Here is a 15,669-nt window from a genome sequence, read left to right on the forward strand (position 1 = left end):
CATCATTTTGCCCGTTCGATCAAGGCCATGGCCGCATGCGGATTATGCGCCTTATAGCCGCTGATGACATAGAGATAGACATCGCGGGCAATATGATCGGCAACAGGCGGCGTGACGGTCTTCAATCCTTCGGGAATTTCTCCAACGGCTATCGCCTGCGCGCGCGCCGCCCACTGGTCGAGATCGCTTTCGCTATAGCCAAGCGGTTCGCTTTCCTTCGTTCCCATGATGCGAAGATAGGCGAAAGGCGCTGTCATATCGGCAAATTGCGGAAAGTCGCTGTCGCCCGCAATCACCACGGCTACCCCATATTCACGCAGCAAGGCAATGAATTCCGGTGAATTGAAACTGTCGTGGCGCACCTCCACCGCATGGCGCACATCGCGCCCGTCCACACGTTTCGGCAGCAGCTTCAAGAACGCCTCGAAATCCACGGGATCGAACTTCTTCGTCCCCATGAACTGCCAGTTGACCACACCGAGCTTGTCCTTCAGTTCCATCATGCCGCCGGTCATGAACCGTTCAATGCTCTCGCCCGCCTCCGCCAGCACGCGGCGATTGGTGGAAAAACGCGGCGCCTTCAGTGAAAACACAAAGCCTTCCGGCGTTTCATCGTGCCATTTGGCGAAGGTCGTGGGCTTCTGGGGTCCGTAATAAGTGCTGTTGATTTCGATCGATGTCAGCTTGCTCGAGGCATATTCAAGCTGGCGCTTCTTCGACAGCTTTTCAGGATAGAAGCTCTTGTCCCACGGTTCATAGGCCCATCCGCCAATACCGATGCGGATCTTGCCCGTGTTTTCCTTGGCCATCGCTGTTCCTCCATACCGGTGCATCATGAGTTCATACAGTTTAGTCATGATGTTTAATCTGTATTCGCACCGCTGGCTATGTTCATATCAACGTGTTTGACTGGGAGGAGAAGCAGGCGGCTGAACCTGAAAACTTTGCCGCAAAACTAAACAGGCCTGGTGCACCTGTCGGCCATTTGGGTGCGTCTGACCATGAATTCCCGTTCCCCTAAACACATAGGTTGTCGGAAATTTACGGCAATCTTTTTTGAAAAGAGGCGGAGAAACCGTCCTTGCAAGGCGAGCCGAATGGCAAGCCAGACATGGTGAGATTGAGGAAATGCATCACATGACGAGCAAACCCAATGCCCGTACCGGAGGCCAGATTTTGGTGGATGCGCTACGCATCCATGGCGCTGACCGGGTCTTCTGCGTCCCAGGCGAGAGCTATCTCGCCGCGCTTGACGCCTTTCATGATTCCAGCGACGCGATTGACCTGATCGTATGCCGGCAGGAAGGCGGCGCGGCCTACATGGCGGAAGCCTATGGCAAGTTGACCGGCAAGCCGGGCATCTGCTTCGTCACACGCGGTCCGGGCGCAACCAATGCCTCGGTCGGCGTCCACACGGCCTTTCAGGACTCGACGCCGATGCTGCTCTTCATCGGTCAGGTCGCCAGCGATCAGGTCGAGCGCGAGGCGTTTCAGGAAATCGATTATCGCCGTATGTTCGGCCAGATGGCCAAATGGGTCGTCCAGATCGACGACGCCGCACGCATACCGGAACTTGTGAGCCAAGCCTTTCACCGCGCCGTCAACGGACGCCCCGGCCCGGTCGTGATCGCCCTGCCGGAAGACATGCTGACCTCCTATGCCGCCGTCAGCGATGCACCGGCCTATAAGCAGGTCCAGATGCATCCAGGCGCTGACCAGTTGCAGGACATGCAGGCGCTGCTCGCGAAGGCCGAGCGGCCTCTGGTCATCGTCGGCGGTGGCGGCTGGGATGCTAGCGCCGTCAGCGATCTGCAGAAATTTGCCGAGAACATGCATCTGCCGGTCGCCGCATCCTTCCGTTGCCAGGATATGTTCGACAACACCCATCCGCTTTATGCCGGTGAAATGGGAACCTCGATCAGCCCCAAGCTGGCGCAGCGCGTTCGCGATGCCGATCTTCTGATCGTGATCGGCGCCCGCCTTGGTGAAATGACGACGCAGGGCTACGAGCTGGTATCCATTCCGGTGCCGCAGCAAAAGCTCGTCCATATCCATCCAGGCGCAGAGGAACTGGGCCGCGTCTATCATGCAGACGTTCCGGTCAATGCTTCCATGCCTGCCTTCTGTGCGGCGGTAGCGAAGCTCGCGCCAGTTGCCGATCCGCGCTGGAAGGCATGGACCGACAGCGCCAATGCCGATTACCGCGACAACATCAAATCACCCACCATCCCCGGCGATGTGCAGATGGGCGAAGTGATGGAATGGCTGCGCGCGCATCTGCCAGCCGATGCCATCATCACCAATGGCGCGGGCAACTATTCCGCCTGGCCGCATCGCTTCTACCAATACCGCACCTATCGCAGCCAGCTGGCGCCGACCAATGGCTCCATGGGCTATGGCGTACCGGCTGCGGTCGCGGCCAAGCTCACCGCGCCGGAACGCACAGTGGTGGCTTTTGCAGGCGACGGCTGTTTCCTCATGAACGGTCAGGAACTGGCGACAGCCGCGCAATATGGGGCCAATGCCATCTTCATCGTCGTCAATAACGGCATGTATGGCACGATCCGCATGCATCAGGAACGCACCTATCCGGGCCGCGTTTCAGGCACCGGCCTTGCCAATCCTGACTTTGCGGCGCTCGCCCGCGCCTATGGCCTGCATGGCGAAGTGGTGGAAAAGACGGCTGATTTTGCCCCTGCCTTCGAGGCTTGCGAAAAGTCCGGCAAGCCGGGCCTTATCGAAATCCGCATCGATCCGGAAGCACTTTCACCGAAAATGAGCCTCAGCCAGATGCGTGAGCAGGGCCTCGCCAAACAACGATAAGCTGGCCCCAATAAAAACACGCTTCCCTCGTGGCCAAGAGGGAAGCGTGCTAGCAAGACATTCCGTTCACAGTTGCCCCCGGCTTACCCATGACGTGGCGCGAGCGGATGGAGCGCACCAATGAATGTCTTTCGCATTCCCGAACATCTGTCCGGGTTTCTTGCAATCAAGCCTGCGCTTCTCCGCAAACCTGCCGATTATCAAGTGCTTCAACCATCAGCTCCACAGCTGACGAGATCGGCGCGACGATCGGAACATCGAAGCTTCCCTGCAATTGTTCCGCAGCCTCACCTAGCGGTCCGCCGCCGATGATAACCGCCTCTGCACCATCCGTGATGCAAAGCTGCACTGCCGCTTCCAGCTCCATGCGCAAACGCTCACCATCACCTGCCAGTTTTTCCGGATCGCCCGGCGTGCAACGAATACCCGTATAAAGATGCGACAGGCCGAGGCTTTCCGCCCTGGCTGCTATCGCATCGGCAAGATCCGGCGTTACCGTTGCAATGCCGAAACGTCGTCCGTTCCGCGTTGCCTCGACCATCGAGGCCTCGCATATGCCGAGAACCGGCACTGCCAGGCTCTCCTGCAGATGCACAACACCGGGATCGCCATAAGCGCTGACGATGACCCCGATGCAGTTCGAATCCTGCCGCCTGCCGATTTCGATGACCTGTGCCGCAGAAGCGTGAAGCTGCTCGTCATTGACGATCATCGAGGGGCTGCGCGTGGCGGTGGCTGCTTCAATCCGAAGCCGTCCATCCGCCCTGCGTCTGGCAATATCGAGCATCATCCCGCTCGTTGCCTCCGAGCTGTTTGGATTGATCAGCAGGACATAAGGGGATGATGCAGTCATGTTCAGGCCTGTTCTTTAGCAGTTTTAGTGAAGTCGACCGTTGGCTCGTCGGCTTCCGCCGGCTGCGTCAGGTCTTCCATGGACCGGCCATAGGTTTCTGGCCCAAGCTGGATGCAGAATGCGAAGATGGCATACATCGATGCTGCAAGGCCGAAGACACCGAGCATTCCATATGTGTCGAACAAGGCGCCAGCAATCGTCGGAACGAAGGACCCGGCTGCCGAGCCGCTCGCAAGGATGAGCGCCACACCGAAGCCGCGGATACGGGTCGGGTAGAGTTCCGGCGCGTAAATCCAGATCGACGTGTTCAGCAACAGCACGAAGAACTGGAACAGCGCTCCGAAGAACAGCACCAGATAGATGTTCGTGCCGAGATAAATGATTGAAAGCGCAGCGGCACAGGCGCAGACCGCACCGAGACTGAGAACCTTCTTGCGCGGGAAATAATAGCCGAAGGCCGATGCCGCGATAGCGCCAAGCACGCTGCCGCTCTGGATAATCATGCTGTAAAGAAGGCTGCCCGAAAGCGTATAGCCCATCGAAACGAAGATCATAGGCATCAGTGTCAGTACGGAAAGCTGTGCGCCGTAGCTCATCAGGATCGCGATCGCCACGGGGACCGTACGGCCAAGATAAGGGGCCTGAAACAGTTCCTTCCAGTTGCCTTTGACAGGCTTGGTGTCACCATCTTCCATCTTCGACAGATATTCGGTGACTTTCAGGTTCTTGGGCCGGAGTGTTCCGGACGCCAAAATGGAAAGCACCTTGTTTGCTTCGTCGATCTTGCCTTGTGAGGCCAGAAAGCGCGGTGTTTCCGGTACGTAACGGCGGAAGAAAACGACGAGGAAAGCCGGGATCGCCAATACGGCGAAGAGCCAGCGCCAATTGTCGTCGCCCGGAAAGAGCGTAAAGACCAGCAGGCCGAAAGCCGGTGCGAGGAAATTGCCGAAGCCACCTGCGCCGACATTGACGAGACCGGCAGCGGTTCCGCGGAACTTCGGCGAACAGAATTCGGCAAGCATCGTCACCGCGGTCGAGATTTCGCCGCCGACACCAAAACCGACAATGGCACGTGCGAAGCAGAGCCAGCCGAAGCTCGGAGCGAGTGCACAAAGTGCGGAACCGACGGTGAAGAGAAGAAGATTGATTGTCAGCATGACACGGCGACCGTACCGGTCACCAAGAATGCCGGACAGGAGACGGCCTGCCGCCGCACTTGCGAAGGTGATGGTGTTGAGGAAACCGATATCGGCACCCGACAAACCCCATTGTTCGCGAAGGATCGGCCCCACAAGGCCAATCGTATTCTGCTCAAAACTGTCAAAGAGACAGCCGATCAGGATCAGCGCGAGAATCTGCTTGTGCGCAGTCGTCACACCGATGTTTCCCAAAGCATTTTCCATCTGCTTGATGGCCGGTGATGTCGCACCGGATTGTATCATTTGTTCCCCTGCCATAACGGTCCAACTCCCATGATATTAGCCGCATGAAATTATTTTTTCATAATCAAACATCAGAAAATCGATTTTTACAAGAACTTTTTTATCGTTTATTTTCAGATAGATAATCTGCACAATCCTTGAGCGAAAAAGATGCAAAAATAATCAAAAGCTGCTAATAGTTAGGCATTCTGAAAATCTGATTTCATCAGGCAGGCCATGAAACCCACCGAAAAGTCCTTTCTGACCCGTGTAAGAGACGTCATGGGCGAACTGCCGCCAGCCGAAAAAAGGCTTGGTGAATTCGTCTGTGATTTTCCGGGGGAACTGGCGAGCTATTCGGCGTCGGAACTGGCAGCACTCGCCCATGTTTCCAACGCGACTGTGACGCGCTTCGTGCAGCGTCTCGGCTACGACACTTATGAAGAATCCCGACGTCACGCCCGCGAAGAAAAACAGACGGGATCGCGTCTGTTTCTGTCGAGCGCCACCGACACGGAGAGCGGGCAGTCCCTGTCCTCGCATGTCGGTCAGGGCATTGCCAATCTGGAAAAGACCTTTCTTTCCATACGCGAAACGCAGATTGATGCCGTTGTGGATGCGATGCTTGCTGCGCGCAAGACATGGGTGTTCGGTTTTCGCAGCAGTCAGCCTTTTGCGGCCTACCTGCAATGGCAGATGATACAGGTGGTGGACAATATCGTTGCGGTTCCCGGACCGGGCCAGACACTGGGCGAATATATTGCGAGCATCAGTCCCGACGATTTGGTCATCGTCTTTGCGCTTCGCCGCCGTATCGCGAAGATGGACGACATTCTTGCCGCCATCGAAAAGCGCGGTGCGAAACTTCTCTATATCACCGATGAAGGCGCACCGTTCCGGGCTTCCGCGCAATGGCATTTTCATTGCCAGACACTGGCGCCCGGCCCGCTGTTCAACCACGTCGCGGTCATGGCGCTCTGCCATTTATTGACCACGCGGGCGATTGAAAAAGCAGGCGCTTCCGGACGAAAGCGCCTGCGCGATATTGAAGCCTTCGGCGATCTGCTCGAAGAGCTGTAAACCTAGAGCGTGCCTCCCGAAAGTGGGAACCGGTTTCGGGATAAAGACATGCGTAAAAACAAATAGATAGAGCATTTCCAAAAATTGAACCAAAACAGGAAATGCTCTATGTCCATTGAGTAAAACTCATTGGACTTTGGTTAAGCCCGAATGGCGATTGAACTTTTTCAAGGCGTGATGCGTTAGCATCTCAGCGCCTTGGTATAAGTCCTGTTATTTTACCGGCGGCGCGTACATCAGCCCGCCCTTGTTCCACAATGCGTTGATGCCACGGTCGATCTTGAGCAGGCTGCCCTTGCCGATGGTGCGTTCGAACATTTCACCATAATTGCCGATCTTTGAGACGACATTGTAGGCCCATTTCGGCTCAAGGCCGAGCTGCTGGCCGCTGTCGCCTTCGGTTCCAAGGAACCGGCGCACATCCGGCTTCTTGGAATTGAGGTCCGCTTCCGCCGAGGCCTGCGTAATGCCCAGTTCCTCTGCCTCAAGCATTGCAAACAGGGTCCAGCGAACGATGTTGAACCATTTGTCGTCGCCCTGGCGAACGGCAGGTCCAAGCGGCTCCTTGGAAATCACTTCCGGCAGAACGGTGAAAGCATCGGGTTCGGCAAGCTTCAGACGCTGCGCATAAAGTGCGGAGGCATCGGTCGTGTAAACATCGCAGCGCCCCGTTTCGAACGCCTTCAGAATACCGTCGGCAGAATCGATGACCACCGGCTCGTATTTGATGTTGTTGGCGCTGAAATAATCGGCAACGTTCTGTTCGGTGGTCGTGCCCTGTTCGGTACAGACCGACGCGCCATCAAGCTTCAACGCGCTATCGACGCCCAGATCCTTGCGGATCATGAAGCCCTGCCCGTCATAATAGGCAGTGCCGACAAAATGGACGCCCATGCCCGCATCGCGCGAGAGCGTCCAGGTGGTCTGGCGAGAAAGCAGATCGACAGTGCCGGATTGCAGCGCAGTGAAGCGTTCCTTGGTCGAAAGCGGAATGAAGCTCACCTTGTCAGGATCGCCGAAGACTGCCGCCGATACGGCGCGGCAGAAATCAATATCGAAGCCGGTCCATTTGCCTTGATCGTCAGGCGACGAAAAGCCTGCAACGCCCTGACTGACACCGCAATTGATCTTGCCGCGTTCCTTTACGGTCGAAAGCGTATCCGCCTGCGCCCCGCTTTGAGCGGACAGGGCAAAGCCCACCGCCAACAACGAACCCAAAACTATCTTTTTCATTGTTCCTCCTCCCAGAGTTTCGGGCCAAAATTTCGGCCCAGAATTTCGACAAAGCCGATCCATTGGCCGGCGACATGCCGCCGGACTTGTTGTTTGTTCAGTTATCCGACTACGAACTACTTCAGCGCAGCCGCGAAGCTATCCTCCAGAACGCTTAAGAGATGATCGGCATTGGCGCGCGTGAAGATCATCGGCGGGCGCATTTTCAGCACATTGTCGAACGGACCTTCGGTCCCCATCAGAATGCCGCGTTCGCGCGCGCCATCGTTGATCTTCTTGGCCAGCGCCGTCGCCGGTTCCTTGGTTTTGCGATCCGTGACCAGCTCGATACCGAGGAACAGCCCCTGCCCGCGCACATCACCGATGACATCGAAGCGCTTCTGCATCGAGCGGAACCCGTCGATGAGATAATTGCCGATGTCGAGCGCGTTGCGGCGCAGATCATTGCGCTCGATGACATCCAGTACTGCCAGACCTGCCGCGCAGGACACCGGATTACCGCCGAATGTGTTGAAATATTCCATGCCATTGTTGAAGCTGTTGGCTATTTCGCGGGTCGTTACCACAGCCGACATTGGATGGCCGTTGCCGATGGGCTTGCCCATGGTGACGATATCCGGCACCACATCCTGCATTTCAAACGCCCACCAGTGGCTGCCGACGCGACCGAAGCCGACCTGCACCTCATCCGCGATGCAGACACCGCCAGCCGCCCGCACCATCGCGTAGACTTCCTGCAGATAGAACTCCGGCAGGAAGACCTGACCGGCGACGCTCGGGATCGACTCGGCAATGAAGTAAGCCGGGCCGCGTCCAAGGCTTTTGATGGCCTCGATCTGCTCGGCAATGCTTTCGGCAAAGCGCTTGCCATGTTCCGCCAGCGGCCAGTTTTCCGGCGCGCGGTAGCTGTCGGGGATAGTGGCCTCGAACACATGGTCCGGACGTCCCTTGCCGCCCTTGCGCTTGTATTTATAGGGGCTGAGGTCGATCAGCTCCTGCGTTGTGCCGTGATAGGCCCAGTCGAGCACCAGCGCATCGCGCTGGCCTGAATGGGCACGCGCCATACGAAGCGCCAGGCTGTTCGCTTCACTGCCCGAGCAGGCAAAAGAGGCCACTGTCAGCCCTTCCGGCAAAGTCGCTGTCAGGCGCTCCGCATAGGAAACGATGTTGTCGTGCAGATAGCGCGTATTGGTGTTGAGGATCGCAGCCTGTCTGGCGATCGCTTCCACCACTTCCGGGTGCGCATGACCTAGATGGCAGACATTGTTGAAGCAATCGAGATAGGCACGGCCCCGATTGTCGATCAGCCATGCCCCTTCGCCGCGCACGAACTTGATCGGCTCGGAATAGGAGATGGAGAGGTTCGGCAGCAAAATGTCCTTGCGGGCGCTGACGATTTCGGCGCGCGTGCGTCCTGTCTGATGGAAGGCTTCCGCCGGAATATCGGCAAGGACTGCGGCATCCGGGAAAATATCGGCCCAGACATCGAGATAGGCATTCTCGCCGACACCCAGAATTTCCGCTGCCGTGAGGCCAGTATCGGTCGAAATCTGGAAATGGAGATGCGGCGTCCAGCCGCCATTCTCGTGCATGTCACCCATAGCGCCGACAAGATCACCGGCGGCGAGCTTTTGCCCCGGCTTGAGGCGGGACACAGCCTCATGCGCCATATGGCCCCAAAGCGTGATGAAAGGCGGGCAGCCTTCCGGCTGATGCTCCAGCGCGATCAGCCCGCCATAGCCAAGCGGCGCGGTCTCGATCTCGACGCTTTTCACAGTGGCTGCAAGCGGCGTGTAGACGGGCGTGCCTGCAGGCATGAACAGGTCGAGCCCCAGATGGTGGACACGCCGCTCGCCTTCGACAAAGCGGGAACGAAACGCCTCATCGGTATAGACGGTGCGCTTTTCTCCCCATGGGCCGATGCCGAGCTGCACATGGTTGCGGGCGCAGAAATCATCCCACCAGGCGGTGGCTTCCTTCGGGCGCTGTCCCGCAGAATCGACCGTCATCACATGGGCCGGATCGCCATAGGGCACCAGCGCCTTGGTCATCGTCGCCGGATGCGGGCGGACGATGGGGGCGAAGTTCTTTCGGTTGGCGCTGATCCAGTCACGCACCGCACCGGCACCGTCGACAGCATCGAAACCACATGCCTTGCGCAAAATGGCGGTGGCAAAGCGCGGGTTCATGGCATCGAGCTTATGCAGAAGCCGCCATGCAGGCGCTTCGCTGATCGCAAGATAAGGATTATCGTCGGTCTTTTCGCGGCGCGAGGCCGACAGCGTGACGCTTGTGACGAGGCGCATCGCAATCAGATCGAATATGAGATCGATTTCCTGCGGCAGAAGCGGATATTTCGCATGGAACCCGGCAGCAAGGGCTGCGGCTGCACCAATCGGGTCGTCCATGTCCAGAATGGAATAGGCAGCGGCAATCGCTACTTCGGCGACCAGAACGGTGTGAACCGCATCACCGAAATCGATCAGCCCGGCGATGCGTTCATTGTCCTGCGGGTCGACCAGCACATTCCAGTCATTGGCGTCGCTGTGGATCACCTGCGCGCGCTGGAGCGGCAGCTTTGGCGCCACATCGCGCTCGAAACGGACAAGGAAACGCTCGACGACGGCGCGATCTTCCGGCTTGTCGATGAAATGCAGACGGTCACGCGCCCGGCCCGCATGGCGCACGTCCCAGTCGAAATCGCGCAAGGCGCCCGGATGAATGAAGCCCTGCAAGGCGCGGTCCAGTTGCCCCAGCGCGCCGCCCAAATTGTGCATCAGCCTGTTGGTGCGCTTGACCTCGGCCAGTGGGGTGCCGGGAAGCCAGCTTGCCACCCGCAACGCATGAGGCTTGCCCTGTTCCTTTTCGGCAGAGGCCAGCACCTCGCCCGACAGGCTCGCCTTCAGGCGTGGCACGGCAAGCGCCGGATCGGCCTTGGCCAGATGCTGCAGAAGCGCGGTCTGGAACTCGCTTTCGACGCGCGGCTCGCTGGCATTCACGACCTTCAGAATCCAGTCCCCTGATCCATTACCCGTCTTCAGCCGGAAATTGCGGTCGCGCTCGCTGTCGAGCGGCGAGGCACTTGCCGTCACACCGAAATGAAGCTGGGCCAGCACTTCAGCCTCTTGCGCAGAAAAATCGGGGGCGGGATGCGAGATATCGGTCATGGGAGGCGCTTCACGGGTTGAATATAAATGGGAGATCACAGGATCAGCTTGGCATGTCCGCGATTTTCAGGCATCAGACAAGGCGTCGGTCAGACCGGCACATTGCCGGAATGGACCGGCACATTTACGGCAACACGAAAGAACCGACCATGCGGGAACTGGATGCGAAGGATCGCGAGATACTGGCCATTCTATCCAAGGAAGCGCGCATACCGCTGAAAACACTGGCGGGCCGCATCGGTCTTTCGCGCAGCGCAACCGGAGAGCGCGTCGCCAATCTTGAGAAGAATGGTGTCATTCGCGGCTACAGGGCGGATATCGGCCAGATCGACAAGAATGTCATTCGCGCCATGATCCTGGTCAGCCTCAAGCGCACGCCGGCACTCGGCCTCCTCGATGAACTGGCGCGTCATGCCGAAGTGCGCCGGGTCTCCTCGGTGAGCGGCCAGCTCGATTTGATTGTCGAGGTTGAAGTTCCCTCCATAGACCGGCTCAACAGCTTGCGCGATCTCATCGCCACCCATGAAACTGTAGAGGATCTCACTACAGCAATCGTGCTTCGCCGTGATATCGAGCGCGAAACCGTCTGAAATCAGGCTCCACAACTTTAGTCTGGATGAATGCAATTTAGAGTAGACATTCTACCGCAAGTCGAACATAACGCCTCTGGGTTGAAAGGGAGGGGCCATGAAAACGCTTAATCTATTCATTATCGGGTTCGGCTTTACCGCGCTCGTCATCACATGCATTTTCGCCATTGGCGGCGGTACGATCTAGAGCGGTTTCAGTTAAGACGGAATCGTAGAGCCGCTCTATCTCTTTGTTTTTACGCATTATCCTACGCATCGAAGCGGGATCAGAAATCAGTCCAGTGAACTGATTTCCCCGCGTAGACGCTTCGCACTTTTGCTGGAAATGCTTTGACCGGCAACGAACGACAATCTCACTATAATTCATGCCCGCAGCAAGGATTCCCCAAGGAAAATTGCTGAAGATTCGCGCACAGAACGGATCATGAAATCGCTCAGCACCCGGATTCGCGGTGCAGCCACCACATCAATGTGGCAGCTCATCCAGTATTCACGCACCAGATGCATCTCACGCGGCAGAACCGGAACCAGTTCCGGATGCCGGCTGGCGATGAAGTAAGGCAGCACGCACAGCCCATAGCCGATCTGCGTGGCGATAAGCTGCGCATGGATGCTGGAGCTTTGATAGGTGCAGCGCTGCCCCGGCAGGATTTCGCGCATGTAATCAAGGCCCGGCGTGAAAACCATATCGTCGATGTAACCGACGAACGGATGCCGGGCCATGTCCTCGCGCGTCCTGATCGGCGGATGCCGTTCGAGATAATCGCGATGACCATAGATGAAGAGACGATAAGGCGTCAGTTTCTCGCTGTGATAGGGGCCGGTGCGCGGCATATGCAGTGTAATCGACAGTTCCGCCTCGCGGCGCGATAGCGACATGATCTGCTGGATCGTCACCACCTCCACAAAGAGGCTCGGATAGGATTGCGCCAGCACCGGCAGGCGATCGGCAAGAAAGAAATTGCCGAAACCTTCCAGCGTCGAAAGGCGCACGACGCCCGACAGTGCCGCCAGATTGCCGGTGGCTTCAGTGTGGAATTTCATCGCCTCACGTTCCATGACTTCGGCAGACGTTACCAGCCGCTCGCCGATCGGCGTCAGCAGATAGCCGCGCGGATTGCGCTCGAAAAGCTTGGTCGCAAGCGCCTGTTCCAACCGGTCGATCCGACGCAGAACAGTGACGTGGCTGGTGCGCAATTGCCGTGCCGCCGTGGAGAGCTGGCCGGTGCGGGCAACCGCCAGAAAATATTGCAGATCGTCCCATGTGAACTGCCGCATGCACCCCTCCCAAACAATTGCAGCAGCTTATGCTGCTCTATCTGTACATTTTTGAACAGACACTGTTCAAAAATTGTTATTCGTGTACGCATTTGTCAATGCTACCGTTCTAATTCAACGCCCGAGCGGAGGAACAAATCGGGCGGAAGCAGAGGGTGGCTTGTCGTGAGGAAGACGGCCCCGCCCCATCTGAAAAAACTGCTTCATAAGGAGGATACCGTACGGCTTTCCGTTGCGGTTTATGGTGTTATTGGGAGGAGCACTTCATGAAATGTCTCGCACTTGCAACGGCAGCGCTTTTCGCCGCCACGGCTATCTCGTCGGCGGCAGAAATTTCCGACGGCAAGGTCAAGATCGGCATTCTGAACGATCAATCCGGCGTCTATGCCGACTTCGGCGGCAAATGGTCGTTCGAAGCTGCCAAGATGGCAGCTGAGGATTTCGGCGGTAAAGTGCTCGATGCGCCGATTGAAATCATCACCGCCGATCACCAGAACAAGCCGGACGTCGCCTCGAACATTGCGCGCCAGTGGTACGACACCGAACAGGTCGATTCCATCATGGAACTGACGACCTCGTCAGTCGGCCTCGCCGTGCAGGCCCTGTCGAAAGACAAGAAAAAGATCACCATCAACACCGGCGCCGCCACATCGGAACTGACCGGCAAGCAGTGCACGCCTTATGGCTTCCACTGGGCCTATGACACTCATGCGCTTGCAGTCGGCACCGGCGGCTCGCTCGTGCAGCAGGGCGGCGATACCTGGTTCTTCCTCACCGCCGACTATGCCTTCGGCTATTCGCTGGAAGAGCAGACGACCAAATTCGTCGAATCCAAGGGCGGCAAGGTGCTTGGTTCCGTGCGCCACCCGCTGGCAACCACCGATTACTCGTCCTTCCTGCTGCAGGCACAGGCCTCCGGCGCGAAGGTGGTCGGCCTCGCCAATGCGGGTCTCGACACATCGAATGCTATCAAGCAGGCGGCTGAATTCGGTATCGTTGCCGGTGGCCAGCGGCTCGCGGCCCTGCTCTTTACCCTGTCGGAAGTGCATGGTCTCGGCCTCGAAGCCGCTCAAGGCCTGACGCTGACGGAAGGCTTCTACTGGGATCGCGACGATGAATCGCGTGAATTCGGCAAGCGTTTCTTTGAGCGCACAGGCCGCATGCCGAACATGATCCAGGCAGGCACCTATTCCGCCGTCACCCAATATTTGAAGGCGATCAAGGAAGCAGGCACGGACGAAACCGAAGCCGTCGCCAAGAAGCTTCATGAAATGCCGGTCGAAGATGTCTTTGCTCGTCACGGCAAGGTCGGCCCCAACGGACGCATGATCTACGACATGTATCTGATGGAAGTGAAGAAGCCTGATGAAAGCAAGGCGCCTTGGGATTACTATAAGGTGTTGGACACCATTCCCGGCGATCAGGCCTACATGAAGCCGGAAGAAAGCGGCTGCCCGCTGGTAACGCAGTAAGAGGCTGGTTGAATGAACGCAGCAACTGGCAATATGGCGGCCCTGCATGAAGCAGGGCCGGACGGTGGCGGCTCATCCGGCGGTCGAACCGTTCTTTCGGCGCGCGGACTGGGCAAGTCTTTTGGCGGCTTTCACGCGGTCAAGAATGTCGATCTCGACGTGGAACATGCTCGCGTTCACGCGCTGATCGGCCCGAATGGCGCAGGCAAAACCACGGTTTTCAACCTCCTGACCAAGTTCTTGCAGCCTTCGAGCGGCGAGATCACTCTTCTGGGCGAAACCATCACCAAGATCGATCCGGCCAAGGTGGCCCGCATGGGGCTGGTGCGCTCGTTCCAGATTTCGGCCACGTTTCCGCATCTGACCGTTCTGGAGAATGTGAAGGTTGCGCTGCAACGCCCCAATGGGCTTGCCACGCAGTTCTGGCGTTCGCTCTCGGCACTCGACCGGCTCGATGCGCAGGCCGTTGAGCTTCTGGAACGGGTCGGCCTTGCCGATGCCCGTCATGCACTGGCCGCCGATCTGTCCTACGGCCGCAAACGCGCGCTCGAGATCGCCACCACGCTGGCGCTCGATCCGAAAGTGCTGCTGCTCGATGAGCCGATGGCCGGCATGGGCCATGAAGACGTCCACACCATTGCCGCCCTCATTGCCGATGTGGCGAAGGATCGCGCGGTGCTGATGGTCGAACACAATCTCAAGGTGGTGGCCGACATTGCACACCACGTCACGGTGCTGCAGCGCGGCGAGATTCTCGCCTCCGGCAGCTATGCCGACGTCTCCAGGGACGAGCGCGTGCGCACCGCCTATATGGGAACCGAACATGAATAAAGGCCAACCGCTATTATCCGTGCGCGGGCTCAATGCCTGGTATGGCGAAAGCCATGCCTTACATGGCGTCGATCTCGACATCTGGCCGGGCGAAACCATCACGCTTCTGGGCCGCAATGGCGTCGGCAAAACGACAACGCTGCGCGCCATCATGGGCATCATCCGCAAACGCACCGGCACCATCACACTGGACGGCAAGGACATTATGCGCGTGCCGCTGCATCGCATTGCCCATGCTGGTCTCGGTTTCGTGCCTGAAGAGCGCGGTATCTTCGCCACGCTCAGCGTGCATGAGAACCTGCTTTTGCCGCCCGTCGTTGCTAAAGGCGGCCAGAGCCTCATGTCTCTGGATGAGATCTACGAACTCTTTCCCAATCTGCATGAACGCCGCAACAGCCCCGGCACCAAGCTTTCGGGTGGCGAACAACAGATGCTGGCAATTGCGCGCATCCTGCGCACCGGGGTCAAGGTGCTGCTGCTCGACGAGCCGACCGAAGGTCTTGCGCCCGTCATCGTGCAGCGCATCGGCGACGTGCTGGTGGAGCTGAAGAAGCGCGGCATGACCGTACTGCTGGTCGAGCAGAATTTCCGCTTTGCCGCCAAGGTCGCCGACCGCTTCTACCTCATGGACCATGGCGTGGTGACGGAAAACTTCCCGACCGCCGAACTGCCCGCCCGCATGGCGGCGCTCACGCACGCGCTGGGAGTCTGAGACAATGACCATGATCTTCGGAATACCTCTGCAGGCACTTCTCGGGCAGTTACTGGTCGGCCTCATCAACGGCTCGTTCTATGCCATGCTGAGCCTTGGCCTTGCCATCATCTTCGGGCTCCTTCGCATCATCAACTTCGCCCATGGCGCGCAATACATGCTGGGTGCCTTTGTCGGTTATTTGTTGTTGAGCTGGCTCGGCATCGGCT

General features: G+C 58.0%; 13 protein-coding genes. 7 read left to right on the forward strand and 6 right to left on the reverse strand.

Annotated features, from left to right (window positions below):
* Nucleotides 1-2: 2 nt before the first annotated feature.
* The gene (locus tag MKS82_RS17130) at nt 3-809 is read right to left on the reverse strand and encodes a DUF72 domain-containing protein (protein ID WP_109987337.1); all 807 of its coding nucleotides are present in this window, start codon (nt 807-809) and stop codon (nt 3-5) included.
* A gap of 328 nt (nt 810-1,137) precedes the next feature.
* Here MKS82_RS17130 and MKS82_RS17135 point away from each other — a divergent pair, with 328 nt between their 5' ends.
* Nucleotides 1,138-2,823 (forward strand): thiamine pyrophosphate-binding protein, encoded by a 1,686-nt coding sequence (locus MKS82_RS17135; RefSeq protein ID WP_109987338.1) that lies wholly within the window; start codon nt 1,138-1,140, stop codon nt 2,821-2,823.
* A 166-nt stretch (nt 2,824-2,989) separates the two neighbouring features.
* Here MKS82_RS17135 and MKS82_RS17140 read toward each other — a convergent pair whose 3' ends face one another.
* The gene (locus tag MKS82_RS17140) at nt 2,990-3,676 is read right to left on the reverse strand and encodes an aspartate/glutamate racemase family protein (RefSeq protein WP_109987339.1); all 687 of its coding nucleotides are present in this window, start codon (nt 3,674-3,676) and stop codon (nt 2,990-2,992) included.
* A 2-nt stretch (nt 3,677-3,678) separates the two neighbouring features.
* Entirely contained in the window at nt 3,679-5,133 is a 1,455-nt protein-coding gene (locus tag MKS82_RS17145) for an MFS transporter (RefSeq protein ID WP_181394268.1), read from the reverse strand.
* 201 nt (nt 5,134-5,334) lie between these two features.
* Here MKS82_RS17145 and MKS82_RS17150 point away from each other — a divergent pair, with 201 nt between their 5' ends.
* On the forward strand, nt 5,335-6,177 hold the full coding sequence (locus MKS82_RS17150) for a MurR/RpiR family transcriptional regulator (RefSeq protein ID WP_109987340.1): 843 nt from the start codon (nt 5,335-5,337) through the stop codon (nt 6,175-6,177).
* A 213-nt stretch (nt 6,178-6,390) separates the two neighbouring features.
* Here the strand turns inward: MKS82_RS17150 and MKS82_RS17155 are convergent, their stop codons facing one another.
* Both MKS82_RS17155 and MKS82_RS17160 read right to left on the reverse strand, forming a co-directional pair.
* Nucleotides 6,391-7,410: an amino acid ABC transporter substrate-binding protein gene (locus tag MKS82_RS17155; RefSeq protein ID WP_109987341.1), complete on the reverse strand. Its 1,020-nt coding sequence runs from the start codon at nt 7,408-7,410 to the stop codon at nt 6,391-6,393.
* Between the two features lie 116 nt (nt 7,411-7,526).
* Nucleotides 7,527-10,577 carry an aminotransferase class III-fold pyridoxal phosphate-dependent enzyme gene (locus MKS82_RS17160; protein ID WP_109987342.1) on the reverse strand — a complete coding sequence of 1,017 codons (3,051 nt, stop codon included), beginning with the start codon at nt 10,575-10,577 and terminating at the stop codon, nt 7,527-7,529.
* 149 nt (nt 10,578-10,726) lie between these two features.
* Here MKS82_RS17160 and MKS82_RS17165 point away from each other — a divergent pair, with 149 nt between their 5' ends.
* Nucleotides 10,727-11,167: an Lrp/AsnC family transcriptional regulator gene (locus MKS82_RS17165; protein WP_109987376.1), complete on the forward strand. Its 441-nt coding sequence runs from the start codon at nt 10,727-10,729 to the stop codon at nt 11,165-11,167.
* A 363-nt stretch (nt 11,168-11,530) separates the two neighbouring features.
* On the opposite strand, the gene MKS82_RS17170 is transcribed toward MKS82_RS17165, so the two are convergent.
* Complete coding sequence (locus tag MKS82_RS17170; RefSeq protein WP_109987343.1) at nt 11,531-12,445, reverse strand: LysR family transcriptional regulator; 915 nt, start codon at nt 12,443-12,445, stop codon at nt 11,531-11,533.
* 266 nt (nt 12,446-12,711) lie between these two features.
* On the opposite strand from MKS82_RS17170, the gene MKS82_RS17175 reads away from it, so the two are divergent.
* From MKS82_RS17175 to MKS82_RS17190, 4 genes are all read left to right on the forward strand, one after another.
* The gene (locus tag MKS82_RS17175; protein ID WP_109987344.1) at nt 12,712-13,917 is read left to right on the forward strand and encodes an ABC transporter substrate-binding protein; all 1,206 of its coding nucleotides are present in this window, start codon (nt 12,712-12,714) and stop codon (nt 13,915-13,917) included.
* A 12-nt stretch (nt 13,918-13,929) separates the two neighbouring features.
* Nucleotides 13,930-14,748, forward strand: a complete 819-nt coding sequence (locus tag MKS82_RS17180) for an ABC transporter ATP-binding protein (RefSeq protein WP_109987345.1) — start codon at nt 13,930-13,932, stop codon at nt 14,746-14,748.
* A complete protein-coding gene (locus MKS82_RS17185) occupies nt 14,741-15,460 on the forward strand; it encodes an ABC transporter ATP-binding protein (RefSeq protein WP_109987346.1) in 720 nt (239 codons plus the stop codon). The genes MKS82_RS17180 and MKS82_RS17185 overlap by 8 nt, the downstream gene beginning before the upstream one ends.
* A 4-nt stretch (nt 15,461-15,464) precedes the next feature.
* Nucleotides 15,465-15,669 (forward strand): ABC transporter permease subunit (locus MKS82_RS17190; protein ID WP_425598880.1); only part of this gene is annotated, 205 nt, incomplete at its 3' end.

This window comes from Ochrobactrum sp. A-1 (genome assembly GCF_022488005.1).
GTDB lineage: Bacteria > Pseudomonadota > Alphaproteobacteria > Rhizobiales > Rhizobiaceae > Brucella.